Origin of the sequence: Cocleimonas sp. KMM 6892, from assembly GCF_035798195.1 — a bacterium.
GTDB classification, from domain to species: Bacteria; Pseudomonadota; Gammaproteobacteria; order Thiotrichales; family Thiotrichaceae; genus Cocleimonas; species Cocleimonas flava.
In genome coordinates this window covers 216,784-233,833 of record NZ_JAPFBV010000002.1, presented here as the reverse complement: position 1 = coordinate 233,833, position 17,050 = coordinate 216,784, and the positions used below count along the sequence as shown (strand labels likewise).

Genomic DNA, 17,050 nt, shown 5'->3' with positions numbered 1-17,050 from the left:
GAACTTGGAACTTGGAACTTACATACTATAACACTGATGCATAGACAGTCAGATTACCTAATTGTTTCAGATAGGAGCCTAGTTATTTGATGCGCATAAATTTGGCACCCCCCTACTTACAGGGCTTTTTTTATCTGTCTTTGATCGAATACATTATTTATTAAAGTATCACTCAATAGCTTGTTTCAGACTCATGAATCCATATAAGGCAAAAACAGTTGATGCATATTCACACGTGCTTTTAACTTCGCCGCGAGTAAATAAAGCCCCGCTAGTTTACGATGCAAGAATAATGCATCCGCTGGTGGTGTGTGCCAATAATTCTGTTGTGTACTCAATGCCATGCCCGACTCACGAATACGCTTTGCCAGATTAGAAGTACCAAAGTCGTATTCACCATTAAATGTTAAGGGTTCGCAAGCCGTTTCAAATAAATCCAGAACGGCTTCGCGTTGTGGTTGTTGAATAAATTCCTGAAAGAAACCAATATCTGTGGCTGCTTGTTCCATAGCATCACGGTTTTCTTCGATCGCTCCTTGCATTAAGGAACGGTAAGCTGAAGAAATCTTGCTGGAGTATTCCCGTGTTGCACCAAAATCCAGCAGAATGAGTTTTTCACTCTCAATATCGTATTGGTAGTTAGCAAAGTTAGGATCTGTCTGAACCAGTTTAAATTCGAAAATTTCTTTAAACAACAAGGACATCAACAAACTAACAACACGATTGCGTTGTTCCTGATTAATTTTCTGCCCCAACGTTTCTACCTGATCACCGCCGACAAACGACATCGCGAGTATATTTTCTGTGCTGTAATCGGGATAATATTCGGGAAGCTCATAGTCTGATTCGTTTTCTAGCAATTTTGTATACGTCTGTATCCACTTACCCTCGAGCGCGTAATCAGCTTCCAGCTGTAACTGAATTTTTGCTTCATCTAATAACGGTTTGAAATCAACCTCTTTAGGGATCAAGCCAGAGACTCGCAATAAGGTGGCGACATTATCTACATCACTGGAAATACTTTCACGTACACCGGGATACTGAATTTTAAATGCCAGATGACGGCCATCTTTGGTATAGGCAGAATGCACCTGTCCGATTGATGCAGCTGCAATCGGTTCAAAGGAGAATTGTTTAAACGATTTATTCCAGCCTTCTCCCCAATTATCGTGCAGAATTTTGGTAAGCTGACTAAACGGCATCGGCTTCGCATCTGAACGCAATCGAGATAAAATCTGGGTGAGTTCTTCAGGTAGCAAATCACCGGTATCCATCGACAATAACTGACCCACTTTCATTGCGGCACCGCGTAATTGTGCTAATTGATCGGCAACCCGCTTTGCATTGGCAGGCGTCAATAACATATCACGCGTATTGGGGCGATTTCCCTTGGCAAGTTGTCGTGCGCCTTCGGCCAACATTCCACCAGCTACTCCCGTAGCTAAAGACCCTAGTCTGGCAAAGCGTGACAACCTATGTGTAGGAACACTTGCTGTTTTGTTTTTACCTGAATCTGCCATGAGTATATTTATTGCCCTGTTTTTATTTACTAGGAGTTACTAGAAAACTTTTGATTAGAAACTGTTAACGAAAATACGATAAGAGAAATATCGAAATCCTTGATTAAATATAATTATACAATATTTGTACAATATACCTACATAAGTTATATTTCACAAGAAAGACTTATCGAATGAGACGACCCATTATGACGAATACTTCAAAAACAATGTATCTACTCGGTTACGCTGGCGTGATCCCTTTCTTGTTATTAGCGGTGTTAGTTGCACGAGATCAACCATCTTTTTTTTATTCCACCATACCGCTGGCTGTATGGCTGGGTATTTATGCGGCGGTTATACTCAGTTTTTTAGGTGCAGTGAGTTGGGGTGTCGCGCTAGCAAATCAGGCACAATTGAACACTAAGCAAACTAATCAACTTTTGTACTATGGTGTTGTGCCATCGCTATTGGCATGGCTCTCATTACTCTTACCGATTAATCTGGCATTGGCAGTGATGGCAGGTTTAATCGTTTTAGCTTATCTGGTTGATTTATTGTTATTAGCGCCGTGTTTACCTGCAACGATTTCTTCGCAATACATACGCCTACGATTTCATTTGAGCATCACTGTCGCAACGCTGTTATTACTGTCTTCGATATTTGCCCGATAGACTCATGCTTTACCCAGCGATACCTTGACATGCCCAGACATGCCCAAACATACCCTGATAAAAACTGAGTAAAAACAGACTAAAAGCTTAGTAAGCTCTATAATCCCCCGACTTATTTTTCGAAACTCTTTATCAATCAATATGCGAACATTTTTAGCCCCAATGGAAGGTGTGGTAGACCATGAAATACGCGATGTATTAACGCGTATCGGCGGCTATGATCGTTGTGTGACAGAGTTTATTCGCATTACGCGACAAACACTCAAGGAAAGTCTTTTCCTGCGCAGTGCTCCTGAATTAAAAAATGGCGGAAAAACACCGGCCGGTACTCCCGTCTATTTGCAATTACTCGGTGGTGATCCTGATGCGATGGCGCGCAATGCTGTTCGTGCCCAGAATCTTGATCCACTCGGGATCGATATCAACTTTGGTTGCCCTTCTAAAACCGTGAATAAACGCGACGGCGGTTCAGCGCTATTACGCGAGCCAGATCGTATCTATCATATTGTGGCTGCTGTGCGTGATGCGGTTGATCCTAAAATACCGGTTACCGCTAAAATCCGTTTAGGTTTTAGTGATCATGATTCACTACATACCATTTCTGAAAATATCATCAAAGCCGGCGCTAACGAACTTTGCATTCATGCGCGTACCCGTCAGGATCGTTATGTCCCGCCCGCCTATTGGTCTGCGGTTAAAGACGTTTCTGCGATGAGTCCAATACCGGTAATCATTAATGGTGAAATATGGACCATTGATGATGCAAAAAAAGCGTGTGAAGAAAGCGGTTGCGAAGACATCATGCTGGGACGCAGTGCGCTAACTCGCCCTGACCTGGCACTGAGTATCAAAGCCGAGAATGATGGCGTACCTCATCAATTAATGACCTGGCCGGAAGTATTAGAAATGATGCTAATCTATTTACAAGCATCCACTAAAAACCAACATCCTAAATTTATCGCAAACCGCACCAAGCAATGGTTGGTGTTTTTACAAAGACAATACAGTGGTGCTGCTGAGTTATTCCATGCGGTTAAACGTTTGCAAACCGAAGATGAGATTTATGCCGCGATAGCAGCCCATCAAAAACAACTAGCATCACATTCACACATGGAAGAAAAAACAGAGCAAACAACTGCATTGGTCTAATTTACCTTACAGAGTACAATTCACGCATGTCATTATCTCTTAAAAATTTACTCATTCTGTTCGTGGTTATTACTGTTAGCGCATGCTCCCAGCAATCTACGCATTCAAGTAGATACACCGCGACTAATGCTTCCTCTCCATCACATCCCTCAGTTAGCTATCACGCCAAAGGTAAAGCCTCCTATTATGCGGACAAATATCATGGCAGGAAAACAGCCAATGGTGAGAGATTCAATCAAAGAGCAAAAACCGCTGCACATAAAAAGTTACCATTTGGAACATGGCTTAGAGTCACTAACGTAAACAATGGGAAAACAGTCATCGTTAGAGTTAACGACCGTGGTCCATTTGTGAAAGGACGGATTATCGACCTATCGAAATCGGCTTTTTCAGCAATAGCAAACCCAAGAGTGGGAGTTGTTGATGTGGTCGTGGATGTTATTGATCATTGATTAACTGAAAGATTAAGTGAGAGATAGAGAGTGAGTCAGAGATTGAGTTTTTTATCAGTCTCAATGAGTTATAACAGCCAAAAGATAACAACTATCATCGATTGAAATAACTAAAAGCCACCCCCCACCTTTGGGGCACTTTTTTAATTAGTTAAAATAAATCCAATTCAACGGTTTATTATTTCAATGAAAACGACTATAAACATTAAATAAGCAAATACCCCTTTTAAAAGTTTCCGAGGAACACTTATGACAGTCCATGTCGCGACCCATCCTTTAATCCAACATAAACTCGGCTTACTCAGAGCTGTAGATATCAGTACTAAATCTTTTCGCGAACTTTCAAGCGAAATCAGCATGTTACTCACTTACGAAGCCACTGCAAATTTGAAACTGGAACCAACCACGATTGAATGCTGGGACGGTGAAGTTGAGATTCAGCAAATCAAAGGCAAAAAAATTACCATCGTACCTATCTTGCGTGCAGGCCTTGGCATGTTAGATGGCGTCATCGAGTTGCTTCCAAATGCACGTATCAGCGTCGTGGGTTTATATCGTGATGAAGAAACTTTAGAGCCTGTGACTTACTTTGAAAAAATGGCACCTAAGATCGAAGACCGTATCTCACTGATTGTAGATCCTATGTTGGCAACCGGCGGCTCTTTTAACGCTGCGGTTGATATGGTTAAAAAATCAGGTTGCACCCATATCATGGGACTCTTCCTGGTTGCATCTCCTGAAGGAATTGAAGCGGTTAAGGAGCAACACCCGGATGTCGATATCTATGTGGCTGCGGTTGATGATCATTTAAATGAAAATGGTTACATCATTCCTGGCCTAGGCGATGCAGGCGACAAATTGTTTGGAACCAAATAGCACAGATGTAGCAATAGTTGGAAGGAAAGCCGACTGAATGAATCTTTAGGAGAAATAATATATGCAACACAGCTCAGATTTAGAAAAACAATCGATGCTACATACCGCCATCCTCGGCGCACAAATGTTATTTGTGGCGTTTGGTGCGTTAGTTTTAGTCCCCATATTAACTGGCTTAGATCCAAATGTAGCCTTGTTTACAGCAGGTATCGGTACGCTGGTTTTTCAAGTAGTAACGAAGCGTCAAGTGCCGGTTTTTCTCGCATCTTCATTTGCCTTTATCGCACCCATTATTTACGGCGTTCAAACCTGGGGAATACCTGCAACCATGTCAGGCTTATTTGCGGCAGGTATGCTGTATATGGTTTTAAGTGCAATGATCAAGTGGCGAGGTCGTGGCATTGTTGATCGTTACTTACCACCGATTGTAGTTGGCCCTGTGATTATCGTAATTGGTCTTACTTTAGCGCCTGTGGGAATTAATATGGCGCTGGGTAAAACGGGTGATGGTTCTGCCGTTTTAGTGGCGCACAATACTGCCTTGATCATTTCGATGGTGACGCTATTAGCGACAATGTTAACCACCGTTTTCGCCAAAGGCCTGTTCAAACTGATTCCTATTTTAATGGGTATCGTTGTTGGTTATATCATTTCGATGTTCTACGGTTTGGTTAATTTTGACGGCGTAGCTAATGCCGCGTGGTTTACACTACCCAAATTTACAACGCCTGAATTCAACCTTGAAGCGATTCTGTTTATCTTGCCGATTGCGATAGCCCCGGCGATTGAACATATCGGGGATATCTCTGCCATTAGTGGTGTCACAGGCAAAGACTTTATGAAAAAGCCTGGTTTACATCGCACTTTGTTAGGTGATGGTTTGGCGACATCAACCGCAGCATTATTTGGTGGTCCACCAAATACAACTTACTCAGAAGTAACAGGTGCGGTTGCGCTCACAAAATCATTTAACCCAGTAATTATGACGTGGGCAGCGGTATTCGCGATTTTCTTATCGTTCTCTGGCAAAACAGGCGCTCTTTTAGCAACCATTCCAACACCGGTAATGGGCGGCATCATGACGCTTATGTTTGGTGCTATCGCAGCAGTTGGTATGAATACTTTAGTGCGCGCACGTTTAGATTTATCTCAATCACGCAATATGATTATCATCGCGCTGGTTTTGGTATTCGGATTAGGCGGCATGCAGTTTGGTCTAGGTGAATTCACACTGAAAGGTATTGGGCTTTCTGCGGTATTAGCGATTGTGTTGAATATCATTTTACCTAAAGAAAAAGGTGAAGCGGTTTAATACTTAATTAATAAATAATTCATCGTAAAAAAGGCCGGATTATTCCGGCCTTTTTTGTGTCTGCTTTTTCATTTTATTCTAAGACAGTTATCAGAAGGTCTGGTTTCTTTGGGGACTTTAAAACATAAGCTATTATCATTTTCCAAATACACTGCTGAATTTTCATTATCATAAAATGGGTTATTTATAGCGCTTGGACTTACCGGGAGATTCTTAGTATTCGCCGTTGCATTAAACAATTGTATTTTAGCATCCAGATAGAAAAGCGAGGCGGCATACTTACTATAATCAGGAAAAGCGACATTATTTAAAATATCCCCAATATAGTTTCTGAGGAAAGACTTTTTAACGTTTACAGGCTTATCATTTTCTACAAAACCAGTGAAATTTTTTGCGCTTCCTTTAGATAACTTGATGATTTTTTTGTATCTTGGGTAAGCTACATTGATTTGCATATTAGGCTTATACAAAAATTTCCTGCTTAATATTCCACCGAGTTCACTGTTTGTCTGACTGTTATCAGTAGAGCTATTTCTTTGGAAAACTTTTGAGAATTTATAGGCCATAGCAAATTCATAATTGAGAGGTTTTTCCAAACTTTTTTCTTCTTCATTCAACACAGGAATTGTCTGATGAAAATCAAGTTTTTGTTTGTGAATGATTACTGACAATAAATCTAAACTATTACTAATAGATCGAGCCCCTATAGCTTTTAAAACGATGCTATCTGCTTGCTGTAGTAAATGACGCAACTGTTTTATCTCATGTAACAAAGCAGTTATTGCCTCTTCTTCCCTGTTTTTTTCTGCATATTCCAACGCTATTAAATGGCTTAAATTATTCCCAGCGAAAAGGTATGAGTAGGATGGGAATGGTGTCATCATATTGGGTACAGCCAGTGTATGAAAATCATCTTTAGCAAGAAATTCTCTGTAACGCTCTAACAAAATTGATTCAGTTGTTTTTATCTGTTCTGAATTATCGTTTTGCGCCAATAACCTATCCACATAACCGCAGTTGTCTTGTATTTTAAAGTCTTTGCAAGACTTCAACTTAAACTCTTTTAATCGTTTTGCTTTGGGATATTCACGAATTTTGTATGTTTGTTCTTCAAAACTTTTATCAGCAATTCTTTTTTCTTCAGCCCTGAGATATTCTAATTGCTGTTTTCCCACTGTCATCGGATCGTCATCAACACCCGCATAGATACCTAACAAATAAACATAAGCATCACTTTCAGTGTTTTCACCCACACTTTGATACATCTGAGAGGCTTCTGGGGCTATCTTGTCATCTACTGTAAAATAATAAACGACTAGTACTACAGGTATTGTGATCAAGGTAACGAGCTTAAGTACTAGTTTCATATTATTTTTAGTTAGTTTTATATAGTGTTAATTTTAAGAGTAATGAATACGAATAACAAACCGATTAGATTAGCGGGTAATCGACCAAGTATTTAAATACAAAGTCACCCCCCTACTTACAGGCACTTTTTTAATTTGATCTATGTCATAGCAACTTAAAGCCTGCATTGGTACAGATATTGTTCGATGCTAGACTCCCGCTTTTTAGCGCTTCCAATATCATCCAATGAAAAAACCTGAATTACTCGCGCCTGCTGGCACTTTAAAAAGTATGCATTATGCATTTGCGTATGGCGCTGATGCGATCTATGCGGGACAACCGCGTTACAGTCTTCGCGTTCGCAATAATGAATTCTTAAATGAAAAACTCGCTCAGGGAATCAACGAAGCGCACGCACTGGATAAGAAGTTTTATCTAACGGTAAATTCATCTCCGCATAACAGCAAAATCAAAACCTTCATCAAAGACTTAGACCCAGTAGCCAAGATGAAGCCCGATGCGTTTATTATGGCGGATCCTGGTTTGATTATGATGGCACGTGAAGCATGGCCAGATATGCCGATTCATTTATCGGTACAGGCGAATACCGTCAATTACGCCACGGTTAAATTCTGGAAAACCATGGGCGTTGAACGTGTGATTTTATCGCGTGAATTATCACTGGATGAAATCGCAGAAATCCGTCAGGAATGTCCTGATATGGAATTGGAAGTGTTTGTGCATGGCGCATTGTGTATTGCGTATTCGGGACGCTGTTTACTATCGGGCTACTTCAACCATCGCGATCCAAATCAGGGAACCTGCACCAACTCCTGTCGCTGGAAATACGATACCAAGCCCGCTGTTGAAACGGAGGAAGGTATTTTCAGTCCTGAAGATGTAAATACAGATTTGGCTAAGCCTGTAATCCTGTCAGAAGATATTCTCAATAATCCCGGTATCGGCGATCAACAACGTCACCCACTGGCTGATGAGGTTTACTTCCTCGAAGAGAAAGAACGACCCGGTGAATTGTTGCCGATTATGGAAGACGAGCACGGCACCTATATCATGAATTCCAAAGACTTACGTGCGGTAGAACACGTGCAGCGCTTGTGCGAAATTGGTGTCGATTGTTTAAAAATCGAAGGTCGTACCAAATCTCATTATTACGCCGCTCGCACTGCACAGACCTATCGTAAAGCGATTGACGATGCGGTCGCAGGACGAGAGTTTGACACTGACTTACTAGGCACTTTAGAAAATTTATCCAACCGTGGCTATACCGATGGTTTCTACCAGCGTCATCACACGCATGAGTACCAAAGCTACATGGCTAATGCTTCTCAAAGTAATCGCGCACAGTTTGTCGGTGAAGCGATTCAGGTCGATCACGAAAATGGCTTTATGGATGTGGAAGTAAAAAACCGCTTTAGCATTAATGACCGTTTAGAATTCGTGATGCCAAACGGTAAGAATATTGAAGTCACTCTGGATCACATGGAAACACTCAAAGGTGAAACGATTGATGTCGCACCAGGCAGTGGCCATACCGTAAAGATACCTATTAAAGAGCTCGGTATCGAAGGTGACCGCGTATTGATATCACGCTATTTATAAAATACTTTGTTTAGCCACCCCCCTACTTTTGGGCGTTTTTTTCAGTATTTGACGTAACGAGCAAAATGACATTTGGGTGTTCATGAGGAGTTAATTAGTGAGCATCTAAAATGCTTGTTATGATAAATAAAGAACAAACCACTCTGACAGATAGATTTGCTTTAGCTTTTGCTGGCGCTTTAATAACGTTTATCACAGGCTCAATCGTTTGGATCACGGTAAATGCATTTCTATTTAGCGCAACGGAAACCATTTTGTTCCCATTTTCACTGGTTTTGTTTTTTACTGCTTTCGGTACTGTTTTAGGTTTTTTTGCTCAACATAATTATCTGCTAAAAATATTAGCGCCGATCTGGAACCTTCTTAGCAGTACTGTTAAAAACAGGGATGATTATTAGTTAGCTTTAGGGACTATTAGTTAGCTTTGGACATTATTAGTTAGCTTTAGGAATTTTTTGTGAGCTTTAGGTATTTTTTGTTAGCTTTAAGCAATTTATTATCAATAGTCACCCCCCTACTTTAACGCTATTTTCCTTACTCAGTATTATTGAGAGATATCAGCTTTCTATACCTCAATTCATGCTATTTTCATTTCATGAAATTTAGACATGCTATAAGCTTATTTTTGTTAATTTTATTAACACTCCAATCTGGTTGTTCGCTGATTAAAATAGATCAGGAAATCAAGGAAATTGACAGCGCTGTCACCATTACAGGGAAAATCCTAAACGCGAAAAACCCTGACACACCAATCGTTATAGGTTTATTTAAAAAAGAGAAAGAAAAAGAGAGAGTAAAAGAGCAAGGCAAGAAAAATAAATATACGCTTTTACAATCTACAGTTGTTTATGGAAATTCTGCTTTTGAATTTTTGACTGAAGAAGATAGTTATTATGTCGCTGCTTTTGCAGATATAAATCAGGACTTCATTTTACAGAAAAATGAATCGGCGGGCTGGTATGGTAAACCATCTGCCTTGAAAGTGATTAGCGGCAAACAGATACCTCCGATACAAATCACATTAAAACCACCCACAGAAGTTAACATCGATATGCCTTCTATTTATGATGCTAACTATCAACAGCTAATAACGCTAAAGAATAATAAGACACTAGGTAGAATCCTTAAAATAACTGACCCATCACTTTCTCATTCCGTTGGTCAATTAGGTTTATGGCATCCACTGGAATTTGTGAAACAACAAAAAAACGGGATATTTTTCCTACAGGAATACGACCCTAAAAAAATCCCAATCATATTCTTTCATGGCATTGGTGGTTCGGGTGCTGATCTTAAATCACTAATAGCCAGTGTCGATACAAACAAGTTTCAACCGTGGGTGCTGCAATACCCTTCTGGGTTACGTCTGGATTTGATCGCTTCTCACTCTTCAGGAGAAATCAACAAGCTGCGTTCAAAATACCATTTTGATCAATACGTGGTTATTGCACACAGTATGGGTGGCTTGCTGGCTCGTAGTATTATCGAACGCCAATTATCCCAAAAAAGAGAGGTTGATATCTCTCTGTTTATTTCTATCTCTACACCCTGGAATGGTCATAAAGCAGCCACATGGGGCATTGAAGGCGCGCCTGTAGTGATCCCGGTATGGTTTGATATTGCGCCCGGAAGTCCTTACTTAAAACGCTTGCATCAACAGATAGCAAAAACACCCGTCAGACATCATTTACTCTTTAGTTATAAAGGTAACTTGAGCTTAATCAACAGTGAAAATAACGATGGTACGGTGACACTCAGCAGTGAGTTATTGCCCGTTGTGCAATCTCACGCCGAAGAAGTGTATGGGTTTGATGTTGACCATGTTGGCATTCTTGAGCATCAAGAAATGCTTGATAAAGTGAATCAACGACTATCTGAAATCGTCTTTTAACAGATACATTAAAGGCTCCAGTATTTCGACAACTAATACTGAGATACTGAAGCCAATTTATAACAGTAAACTTTGAAAGTTGTTTTGAAAGCAGTGTTTCTCGTTATTAATCACCCACGCAAATACCTTTTTTACGGATCGCATTCAGCGTTGCCGCGATTATTATTCCAACGACAATAGTCACTAATACGAGTAACCCACTCGCTATCCAAAGATAGATGTCTTTTTGGGTATTCTCATAAACCACAAAACTGCTGATGGTGATGGCGGCAAGTGGAAAAGAGTAAGCCCACCATGAAAGAAAAAACGGTATACGGATAAATCGATTAGTTTGCGACAATAGCAGTAACGTTAAAAACAACGCCGCAAAATAAAGAAAATGAGCGAAATTATCCATGCCGCCATTGAGTCGCATATACGCCAAAAAACCCACCGCTGGTGGAGCAATCAATATAAAAAGTGTGGGGAGTAAATGCTTATCCATTGGGTCATGGAACAAAATGCGATTGAAGAAAATAGTCATCAACATGATCCAGAACATCATTCCAATACTAAAGAAAAACCATGACACATCGGTATAGCCAAGCGTCACACCAGCTATTGGCACTAACACATTACCTACCGCCGGAATAAACCACGCCGGATTTATATGATTCACTTTGAAGTGTTCGTGATGCATCCAGGCGCTGACGATATAAAGGGTAAACCCTAGGTGCAATATGGCTCCGATAATCCACAAGGGACGTGAAATCGCTTCATTGATGTTCAAATACGTTATTGAAAGCAGGATAAAACTGATCGAAATACTGGGAAAAAAACTTAATTTAACAGGATGCTTGAGTTCCTTTTTAACGCTGGAAGTGTATTTGACTATTTTCGTTACATATAGAACAAACAACAAGACAAATACTGCTGTAGCAATACCCACTAAAACAGGCGTGATAGCCATTTGAAGATTGTATGCGTGCTGTGCTTTCTCCCATGCAATGGTTAAGCCACAAAGACCCATTACGACGGAGAAAAAAGAAACCGGAAAGTTTTCTAAACGGTTTTTTTCTGCGCTGTTGTTTTCTACACTGCTGTTTTCTGCGTTGTTGTTTTCTGCATAGTTGTGCTGTGATTTTTCCATAATCCATATCCTATATAGATTGTTTACATATTAGTTAGGATATTGGGACAGTAAGATGAAGTCGTCATTGATAAAACACAAAACTGACTTCGCCTTAGAATGAATTATGGTAAATATTTACACCAATACTTTTGATATTGCATGTGCAATTTCGAGATGGTTTTTTGATTATGATTGAAATTAACTACAGTTAATCAAAATACTTACCTTCAATAAGTACTTTGATGAACGGCAAAGCGCAGGATTTATTATTAACTGCCTACGTGTTCTACTTTGAATTTACCGTCGATATGTTCGTTGAAAAACTTATTGATCGTATCTGACGCGGCAAAAGATTTAAAAATATTTTCAGGAACGTTCACGTAGGGTGTATCAATCTCACTGCCCTGAAAATCTATAAACATCGTATTTACTTCTCTGCTGTAACCTATTCTATTTATTCTAGAGGTTTTAACAGTAACCCATTCAACCATATTTTTTCCTTTATTTCCCTAGCGACACTGAACAAATTGTTATTTATAACAATATATTAGCGCAACATTAAAATACATTATAGTTTTTTATTAAATTGTTTTTTAATGGACTCGTAAAATTAAGTCTTATGGTAAGTAAGCACTACCTTAAGAAAGGTTCATGTTAATTTTACAGAAAATTGGCCTCGCTTCTCCGCAACTTGAAAGCCGTTTACCAAGCTACCATCTTTAACCTTTATAAAATGGTAATTTGTCACATTTTTGAAAAATTATTTGTTTATCGCTTTTACTTAAATAAAATTAGTTACACCATAAAAACACGTATTCATCTATTCGCCTTTTCAATGGTAAGTAGTTTTACAATTAGAATTAATGAAATAACCGGAGGTTGGATTTTCCCAATTTCCCTCTTTTAAAAAATGTTAGATAAAACTTTACTTACAGATCGGATAATATGAGCCATCACTCGATTATATTCTAGTAATAGATAGACAAAACATGAGGAATGTCATGCCGAGAACAGCCTATAAACAATCAATCCTGATTCATAATGCCCGAGCAACCACTTTATTTGTTTTAATCATGACTTGCGCGTTCCTCATGCATGGTTGTTCATCCAGCGCGCATCAAAAGAATTATCACAACAATGGAAAGCTCATCCAGAACGTCAGTGCTGATTTTCGTGTGGGAGGTTTTTTCGGAACAACGTATGTCGTAAAAATAAAAGACAATGTACTTTCATACCGAACTTATAAACAAGGGGTTACCAGCGAATGGCAAAAACAAACGTTAAGCGCAGAGGATATCGAAAAGCTGGAAAGTAAATTTATTGAGTTAGACGTAGTCAACTGGGACAAACAATACATTAACCCTAATATAATGGATGGGACAAACTGGTTTATTCAATATAGCTCTAAAAGAATAAAAATAAAATCGAGAGGCAAGAATAAATACCCGGATAGTTACAAAAGCATCATGACTTACCTATCGAAGGAGTTACTAAAAGGAAAGCCTTTTGCTTAAGTGCCCAATCATTAATCGTCAACGATGGTGATTACAGGATATTGGCCCCCCCCTACTTTAAGGCCTTTAAAAAAGTCCCTGTAAGTAGGGGGGGTGCCATGAATAGATTTAGTAATGAATAGTGATGGTTAAAAAGGCACAGGGAATTGCTTAATCACATCATCAATTCCTGCCAATACCTCTTCAGAAAGCGTCAGGTTATAAGCGTCGATATCTTCCTTGAGCTGCTCCATCGAGGTCGCGCCAATAATAGAAGATGTCACTCCATTAAACTGATACACCCATGCTAGAGACATTTGCGTTAATGACAGGTTATGACTGCTCGCTACTTTATACAACGCTTCAATTGCCGCGTGTGACTGGCTGGTATCACGGAAAATACCGTTACGCTGTTCGATCGTCCAGCGACAATTAGGCGGTAAGGCACCATTTCGATATTTACCCGACAATGCGCCACCTGCCAACGGTGACCACGGAAGATAAGCCACATCATTCAATACACAGGTTTCAATTAAGTGTGGTGAATCCATCAAATGAAGAATGTTGAATTCATTTTGAATCGATACCATTTTAGGGAGATCGTGCTTTTCAGCCAGACGTAAATATTCATTCACTCCCCAAGGCGTATCATCAGATAAACCACAATGACGAATTTTTCCTGCTTTTACGCAGTCACCCAAAGCCGTTAAAATTTCGAGATGCTCTTCGCGCTCCTGGGCTACATCTATCTCTGCATAGTTGACATCTTGTGGCCAGTGGCGATTAAAATGAGGGAATGGGCGATTTGGCCAATGCAACTGATACAGATCGATATAATCAGTTTGTAGACGTTTCAGCGAGCCATCCAATGCTTCTTTTAGCCCTTTGCCTGTGATCTTGCCACCATCACGAATCCACGAGATTCCCGGGCCACAGACTTTAGAAGCCAGTACAATATCTTCACGTTTATCTTTATTTGCGGCCAACCAGTTACCGATGTAAGTCTCGGTCAAACCCTGCGTCTCAGCCTTTGGTGGAACAGCATAAACCTCTGCAGTGTCGATAAAGTTAATCCCTTGATCCAGAGCATAATCAATCTGCTCAAAAGCTTCTGCTTCCGTGTTCTGACTTCCCCAGGTCATCGACCCGAGACAAACCTCGGAAACCTGTAAATCACTGCTGCCTAATTTTACTTTTTTCATATTATTTCTTTTGCACTCTCGCTTTAGGTGGTTATTTATTACTAAATATTTGGATGTGTGTTTTGTCTACATTGTTTATTAAGCGTTTTATGTTGACGCTTTTTTCCTAGCTTTGTTCCTAGCTTTGTTCCTAGCTTTGTTCCTAATTAAGTTACTGACAAAGCACAGTAGATAGTAGGTTCAGTTGTGATTTCAAACCTATATCTGGCATTTTTATATCTTTAATTCTTAGTAACATCAATATCATCAATGTAACATCTATCTAATAGTAGAATAGAATTCTACCCACAACCAAGTAACACATACAAATTGTGTTTTTATGTCTTATGCAGATTTATTTTGTTTCCACCCCCCTACTTATAGGCACTTTTTTTTACTAAATTTTTAAAAGATGACTTAAGTCAAAATACGGGATGTTGCTTTCGCTATTATATGCCTACCAAACATGTCTCTTTTGGTGATTGTGTTGGCTGGCAGCTAGATATTATTTCCTCCTCCTTAAGACCATCTAGTGCGCCAGCCATTTTTTTACACTTTCATTTCAAATTCTCCACCTTTCTTTGCTAAATCACGGCTGTTCTTCAAAAAAACACTGATTTCTTCCGAATAGTTTCGAATAAATCCAGCAGAACTGATCTAGTTTCGTGTTAGAATCGCTTTTTTTAAAATACCCCCTCTGCACTCATTATGCCTGATTCTAAAACGCCCTTAACTTATCGTGATTCTGGTGTCGACATTGATACCGGTAATGCCTTAATTGATCGTATAAAACCACACACAAAACGCACAACACGCCCTGAAGTAATGGGTGGTCTTGGTGGTTTCGGTGGTTTAATGTCATTACCTACAGGCTATAAAGAACCGATTTTAGTATCGGGAACAGACGGTGTAGGCACAAAATTGAAACTTGCTATCGAAGCGGGTATCTACGACACCATCGGTATTGATCTAGTTGCGATGTGTGTGAATGACATTATCGTCACAGGCGCTGAGCCCCTATTCTTCCTCGATTATTATGCAACGGCAAAGTTAGACAATGACATCGCAGAAGATGTTATTAAAGGTATTGCAGAAGGCTGTGTTCAATCTGGCGCTGCGTTAATCGGCGGCGAAACCGCGGAAATGCCTGGCATGTATGCCAAAGGTGATTTCGACCTTGCCGGATTTAGTGTCGGAGTCGTTGAAAAATCAGAAATTCTAGACCCTGCAAATATCGAAAATGGCAATGTACTGATTGGTCTTGCATCTACAGGACCACATTCAAATGGCTACTCACTGATTCGTAAAGCGCTAGAAGTCAGCGGTGCGTCTCTATCTGATGCGTTTGATGGCGGAACCTTGGGCGAAGCATTAATTGCGCCAACCAAGATCTACGTTAAACCATTATTAGAAGCACTGAAAAAACACAAAATCAATGCTCTCGCGCATATCACAGGAGGTGGTCTTACTGAGAACCTACCGCGTGTTATGGCAGAAAACAGCAAAGGCGTGATTGATTTGAATAGCTGGGTAAAACCAGCCGTTTTTGACTGGCTACAACAGCAGGGCAATATCGAAGAGCAGGAAATGCTACGCACCTTTAACTGCGGTATTGGCATGGTTGCAGTGGTTGATAAAGACGATGCTGCAAGTATCCAGCAACACTTTACCGATGCTGGCATCAATAACTGGGTAATCGGTTCTATTGAAAGCTCTACTGAGACTGAGCCACATATCGAATATGTTTAAGCCTGATTCCAACGATTTTAAAATCGTTGTTTTAATTTCCGGAAGTGGCAGTAATCTTCAAGCGATTCTCGATAATATCGAATCTGGAAATATCGATGCAAAAATAACAGCGGTTATCAGTAATCGCGCAAATGCGTATGGTCTGGAACGTGCTGAAAAATGCGGCATTGATGCCAAAGTGCTCGATCATACACACTATGATTCAAGAGAAGCATTCGACCTAGAGCTGCAAAAACTGATTGATTCGTATTCGCCAGACTTAATAGTGCTGGCTGGATTCATGCGTATTCTCAGCGATGGTTTTGTTGAGCACTACAACGGCAAACTAATCAACATCCACCCTTCTCTATTACCTTTATACAAAGGTCTTGATACGCATCAACGTGCATTGACAGACAAACAATCTGAACACGGTGCGAGTGTGCATTTTGTCATTCCAGAACTGGATGCTGGCAAAGTAATTATTCAAGGTATCGTCGATATTAAAGAAGATGACGATGCAGAATCTCTGGCTCAACGCGTACATCAAATCGAACATAAGATTTATCCGCATGCCGTGAAAATTTTGGCTGAAGGTCGTTTAGCCTATAACAATGGCGATGTTTTATATGACGGGAAACCGATGCTAGATTCCCTGAAGAAAAGACTGACAGACAGCTAGAGCTGGGTAAATAAACCACTAGGACTTAGATATAC

At 40.0% G+C, this 17,050-nt stretch carries 16 protein-coding genes; 11 read left to right on the top strand and 5 right to left on the bottom strand.

Going from position 1 to position 17,050, the window contains the following annotated elements:
- Positions 1-191 precede the first annotated feature (191 nt).
- The gene (locus OO007_RS06665; protein ID WP_325808217.1) at positions 192-1,520 is read right to left on the bottom strand and encodes an ABC1 kinase family protein; all 1,329 of its coding nucleotides are present in this window, start codon (positions 1,518-1,520) and stop codon (positions 192-194) included.
- 188 nt (positions 1,521-1,708) lie between these two features.
- On the opposite strand from OO007_RS06665, the gene OO007_RS06660 reads away from it, so the two are divergent.
- The 5 genes from OO007_RS06660 to OO007_RS06640 all read left to right on the top strand — a co-directional run bounded on the left by OO007_RS06660 (position 1,709) and on the right by OO007_RS06640 (position 5,962).
- Positions 1,709-2,173 (top strand): DUF3429 domain-containing protein, encoded by a 465-nt coding sequence (locus tag OO007_RS06660; protein ID WP_325808216.1) that lies wholly within the window; start codon positions 1,709-1,711, stop codon positions 2,171-2,173.
- Between the two features lie 141 nt (positions 2,174-2,314).
- Entirely contained in the window at positions 2,315-3,322 is a 1,008-nt protein-coding gene (locus tag OO007_RS06655; protein WP_325808215.1) for a tRNA dihydrouridine synthase, read from the top strand.
- Between the two features lie 26 nt (positions 3,323-3,348).
- Positions 3,349-3,774, top strand: coding sequence for a septal ring lytic transglycosylase RlpA family protein (locus tag OO007_RS06650; RefSeq protein ID WP_325808214.1), 426 nt, complete (start codon positions 3,349-3,351; stop codon positions 3,772-3,774).
- Positions 3,775-4,023: 249 nt separating this feature from the next.
- Positions 4,024-4,650: a uracil phosphoribosyltransferase gene (gene upp, locus OO007_RS06645; RefSeq protein WP_131905532.1), complete on the top strand. Its 627-nt coding sequence runs from the start codon at positions 4,024-4,026 to the stop codon at positions 4,648-4,650.
- Between the two features lie 61 nt (positions 4,651-4,711).
- On the top strand, positions 4,712-5,962 hold the full coding sequence (locus OO007_RS06640; protein WP_325808213.1) for a uracil-xanthine permease family protein: 1,251 nt from the start codon (positions 4,712-4,714) through the stop codon (positions 5,960-5,962).
- 68 nt (positions 5,963-6,030) lie between these two features.
- Here OO007_RS06640 and OO007_RS06635 read toward each other — a convergent pair whose 3' ends face one another.
- Positions 6,031-7,329, bottom strand: coding sequence for a hypothetical protein (locus tag OO007_RS06635; protein ID WP_325808212.1), 1,299 nt, complete (start codon positions 7,327-7,329; stop codon positions 6,031-6,033).
- Positions 7,330-7,555: 226 nt separating this feature from the next.
- Between OO007_RS06635 and trhP the strand changes: the two genes are divergently transcribed.
- The 3 genes from trhP (at position 7,556) to OO007_RS06620 (ending at position 10,820) form a co-directional block, all read left to right on the top strand.
- A complete protein-coding gene (trhP, locus tag OO007_RS06630) occupies positions 7,556-8,929 on the top strand; it encodes a prephenate-dependent tRNA uridine(34) hydroxylase TrhP (protein WP_325808211.1) in 1,374 nt (457 codons plus the stop codon).
- A gap of 110 nt (positions 8,930-9,039) precedes the next feature.
- On the top strand, positions 9,040-9,327 hold the full coding sequence (locus OO007_RS06625) for a hypothetical protein (protein WP_325808210.1): 288 nt from the start codon (positions 9,040-9,042) through the stop codon (positions 9,325-9,327).
- 227 nt (positions 9,328-9,554) lie between these two features.
- Positions 9,555-10,820: a lipase family alpha/beta hydrolase gene (locus OO007_RS06620; protein ID WP_325808209.1), complete on the top strand. Its 1,266-nt coding sequence runs from the start codon at positions 9,555-9,557 to the stop codon at positions 10,818-10,820.
- 106 nt (positions 10,821-10,926) lie between these two features.
- On the opposite strand, the gene OO007_RS06615 is transcribed toward OO007_RS06620, so the two are convergent.
- A complete protein-coding gene (locus OO007_RS06615; protein ID WP_325808208.1) occupies positions 10,927-11,949 on the bottom strand; it encodes an SLAC1 anion channel family protein in 1,023 nt (340 codons plus the stop codon).
- Positions 11,950-12,200: 251 nt separating this feature from the next.
- On the bottom strand, positions 12,201-12,422 hold the full coding sequence (locus OO007_RS06610; protein ID WP_325808207.1) for a KTSC domain-containing protein: 222 nt from the start codon (positions 12,420-12,422) through the stop codon (positions 12,201-12,203).
- A gap of 510 nt (positions 12,423-12,932) precedes the next feature.
- On the opposite strand from OO007_RS06610, the gene OO007_RS06605 reads away from it, so the two are divergent.
- Positions 12,933-13,445 carry a hypothetical protein gene (locus OO007_RS06605; RefSeq protein WP_325808206.1) on the top strand — a complete coding sequence of 171 codons (513 nt, stop codon included), beginning with the start codon at positions 12,933-12,935 and terminating at the stop codon, positions 13,443-13,445.
- 128 nt (positions 13,446-13,573) lie between these two features.
- On the opposite strand, the gene OO007_RS06600 is transcribed toward OO007_RS06605, so the two are convergent.
- Entirely contained in the window at positions 13,574-14,626 is a 1,053-nt protein-coding gene (locus tag OO007_RS06600) for an aldo/keto reductase (RefSeq protein ID WP_325808205.1), read from the bottom strand.
- 687 nt (positions 14,627-15,313) lie between these two features.
- Between OO007_RS06600 and purM the strand changes: the two genes are divergently transcribed.
- Both purM and purN read left to right on the top strand, forming a co-directional pair.
- Positions 15,314-16,354 (top strand): phosphoribosylformylglycinamidine cyclo-ligase, encoded by a 1,041-nt coding sequence (purM, locus tag OO007_RS06595; protein ID WP_325808204.1) that lies wholly within the window; start codon positions 15,314-15,316, stop codon positions 16,352-16,354.
- Positions 16,347-17,015 carry a phosphoribosylglycinamide formyltransferase gene (gene purN, locus OO007_RS06590; RefSeq protein ID WP_325808203.1) on the top strand — a complete coding sequence of 223 codons (669 nt, stop codon included), beginning with the start codon at positions 16,347-16,349 and terminating at the stop codon, positions 17,013-17,015. The genes purM and purN overlap by 8 nt, the downstream gene beginning before the upstream one ends.
- Positions 17,016-17,050: the final 35 nt, after the last annotated feature.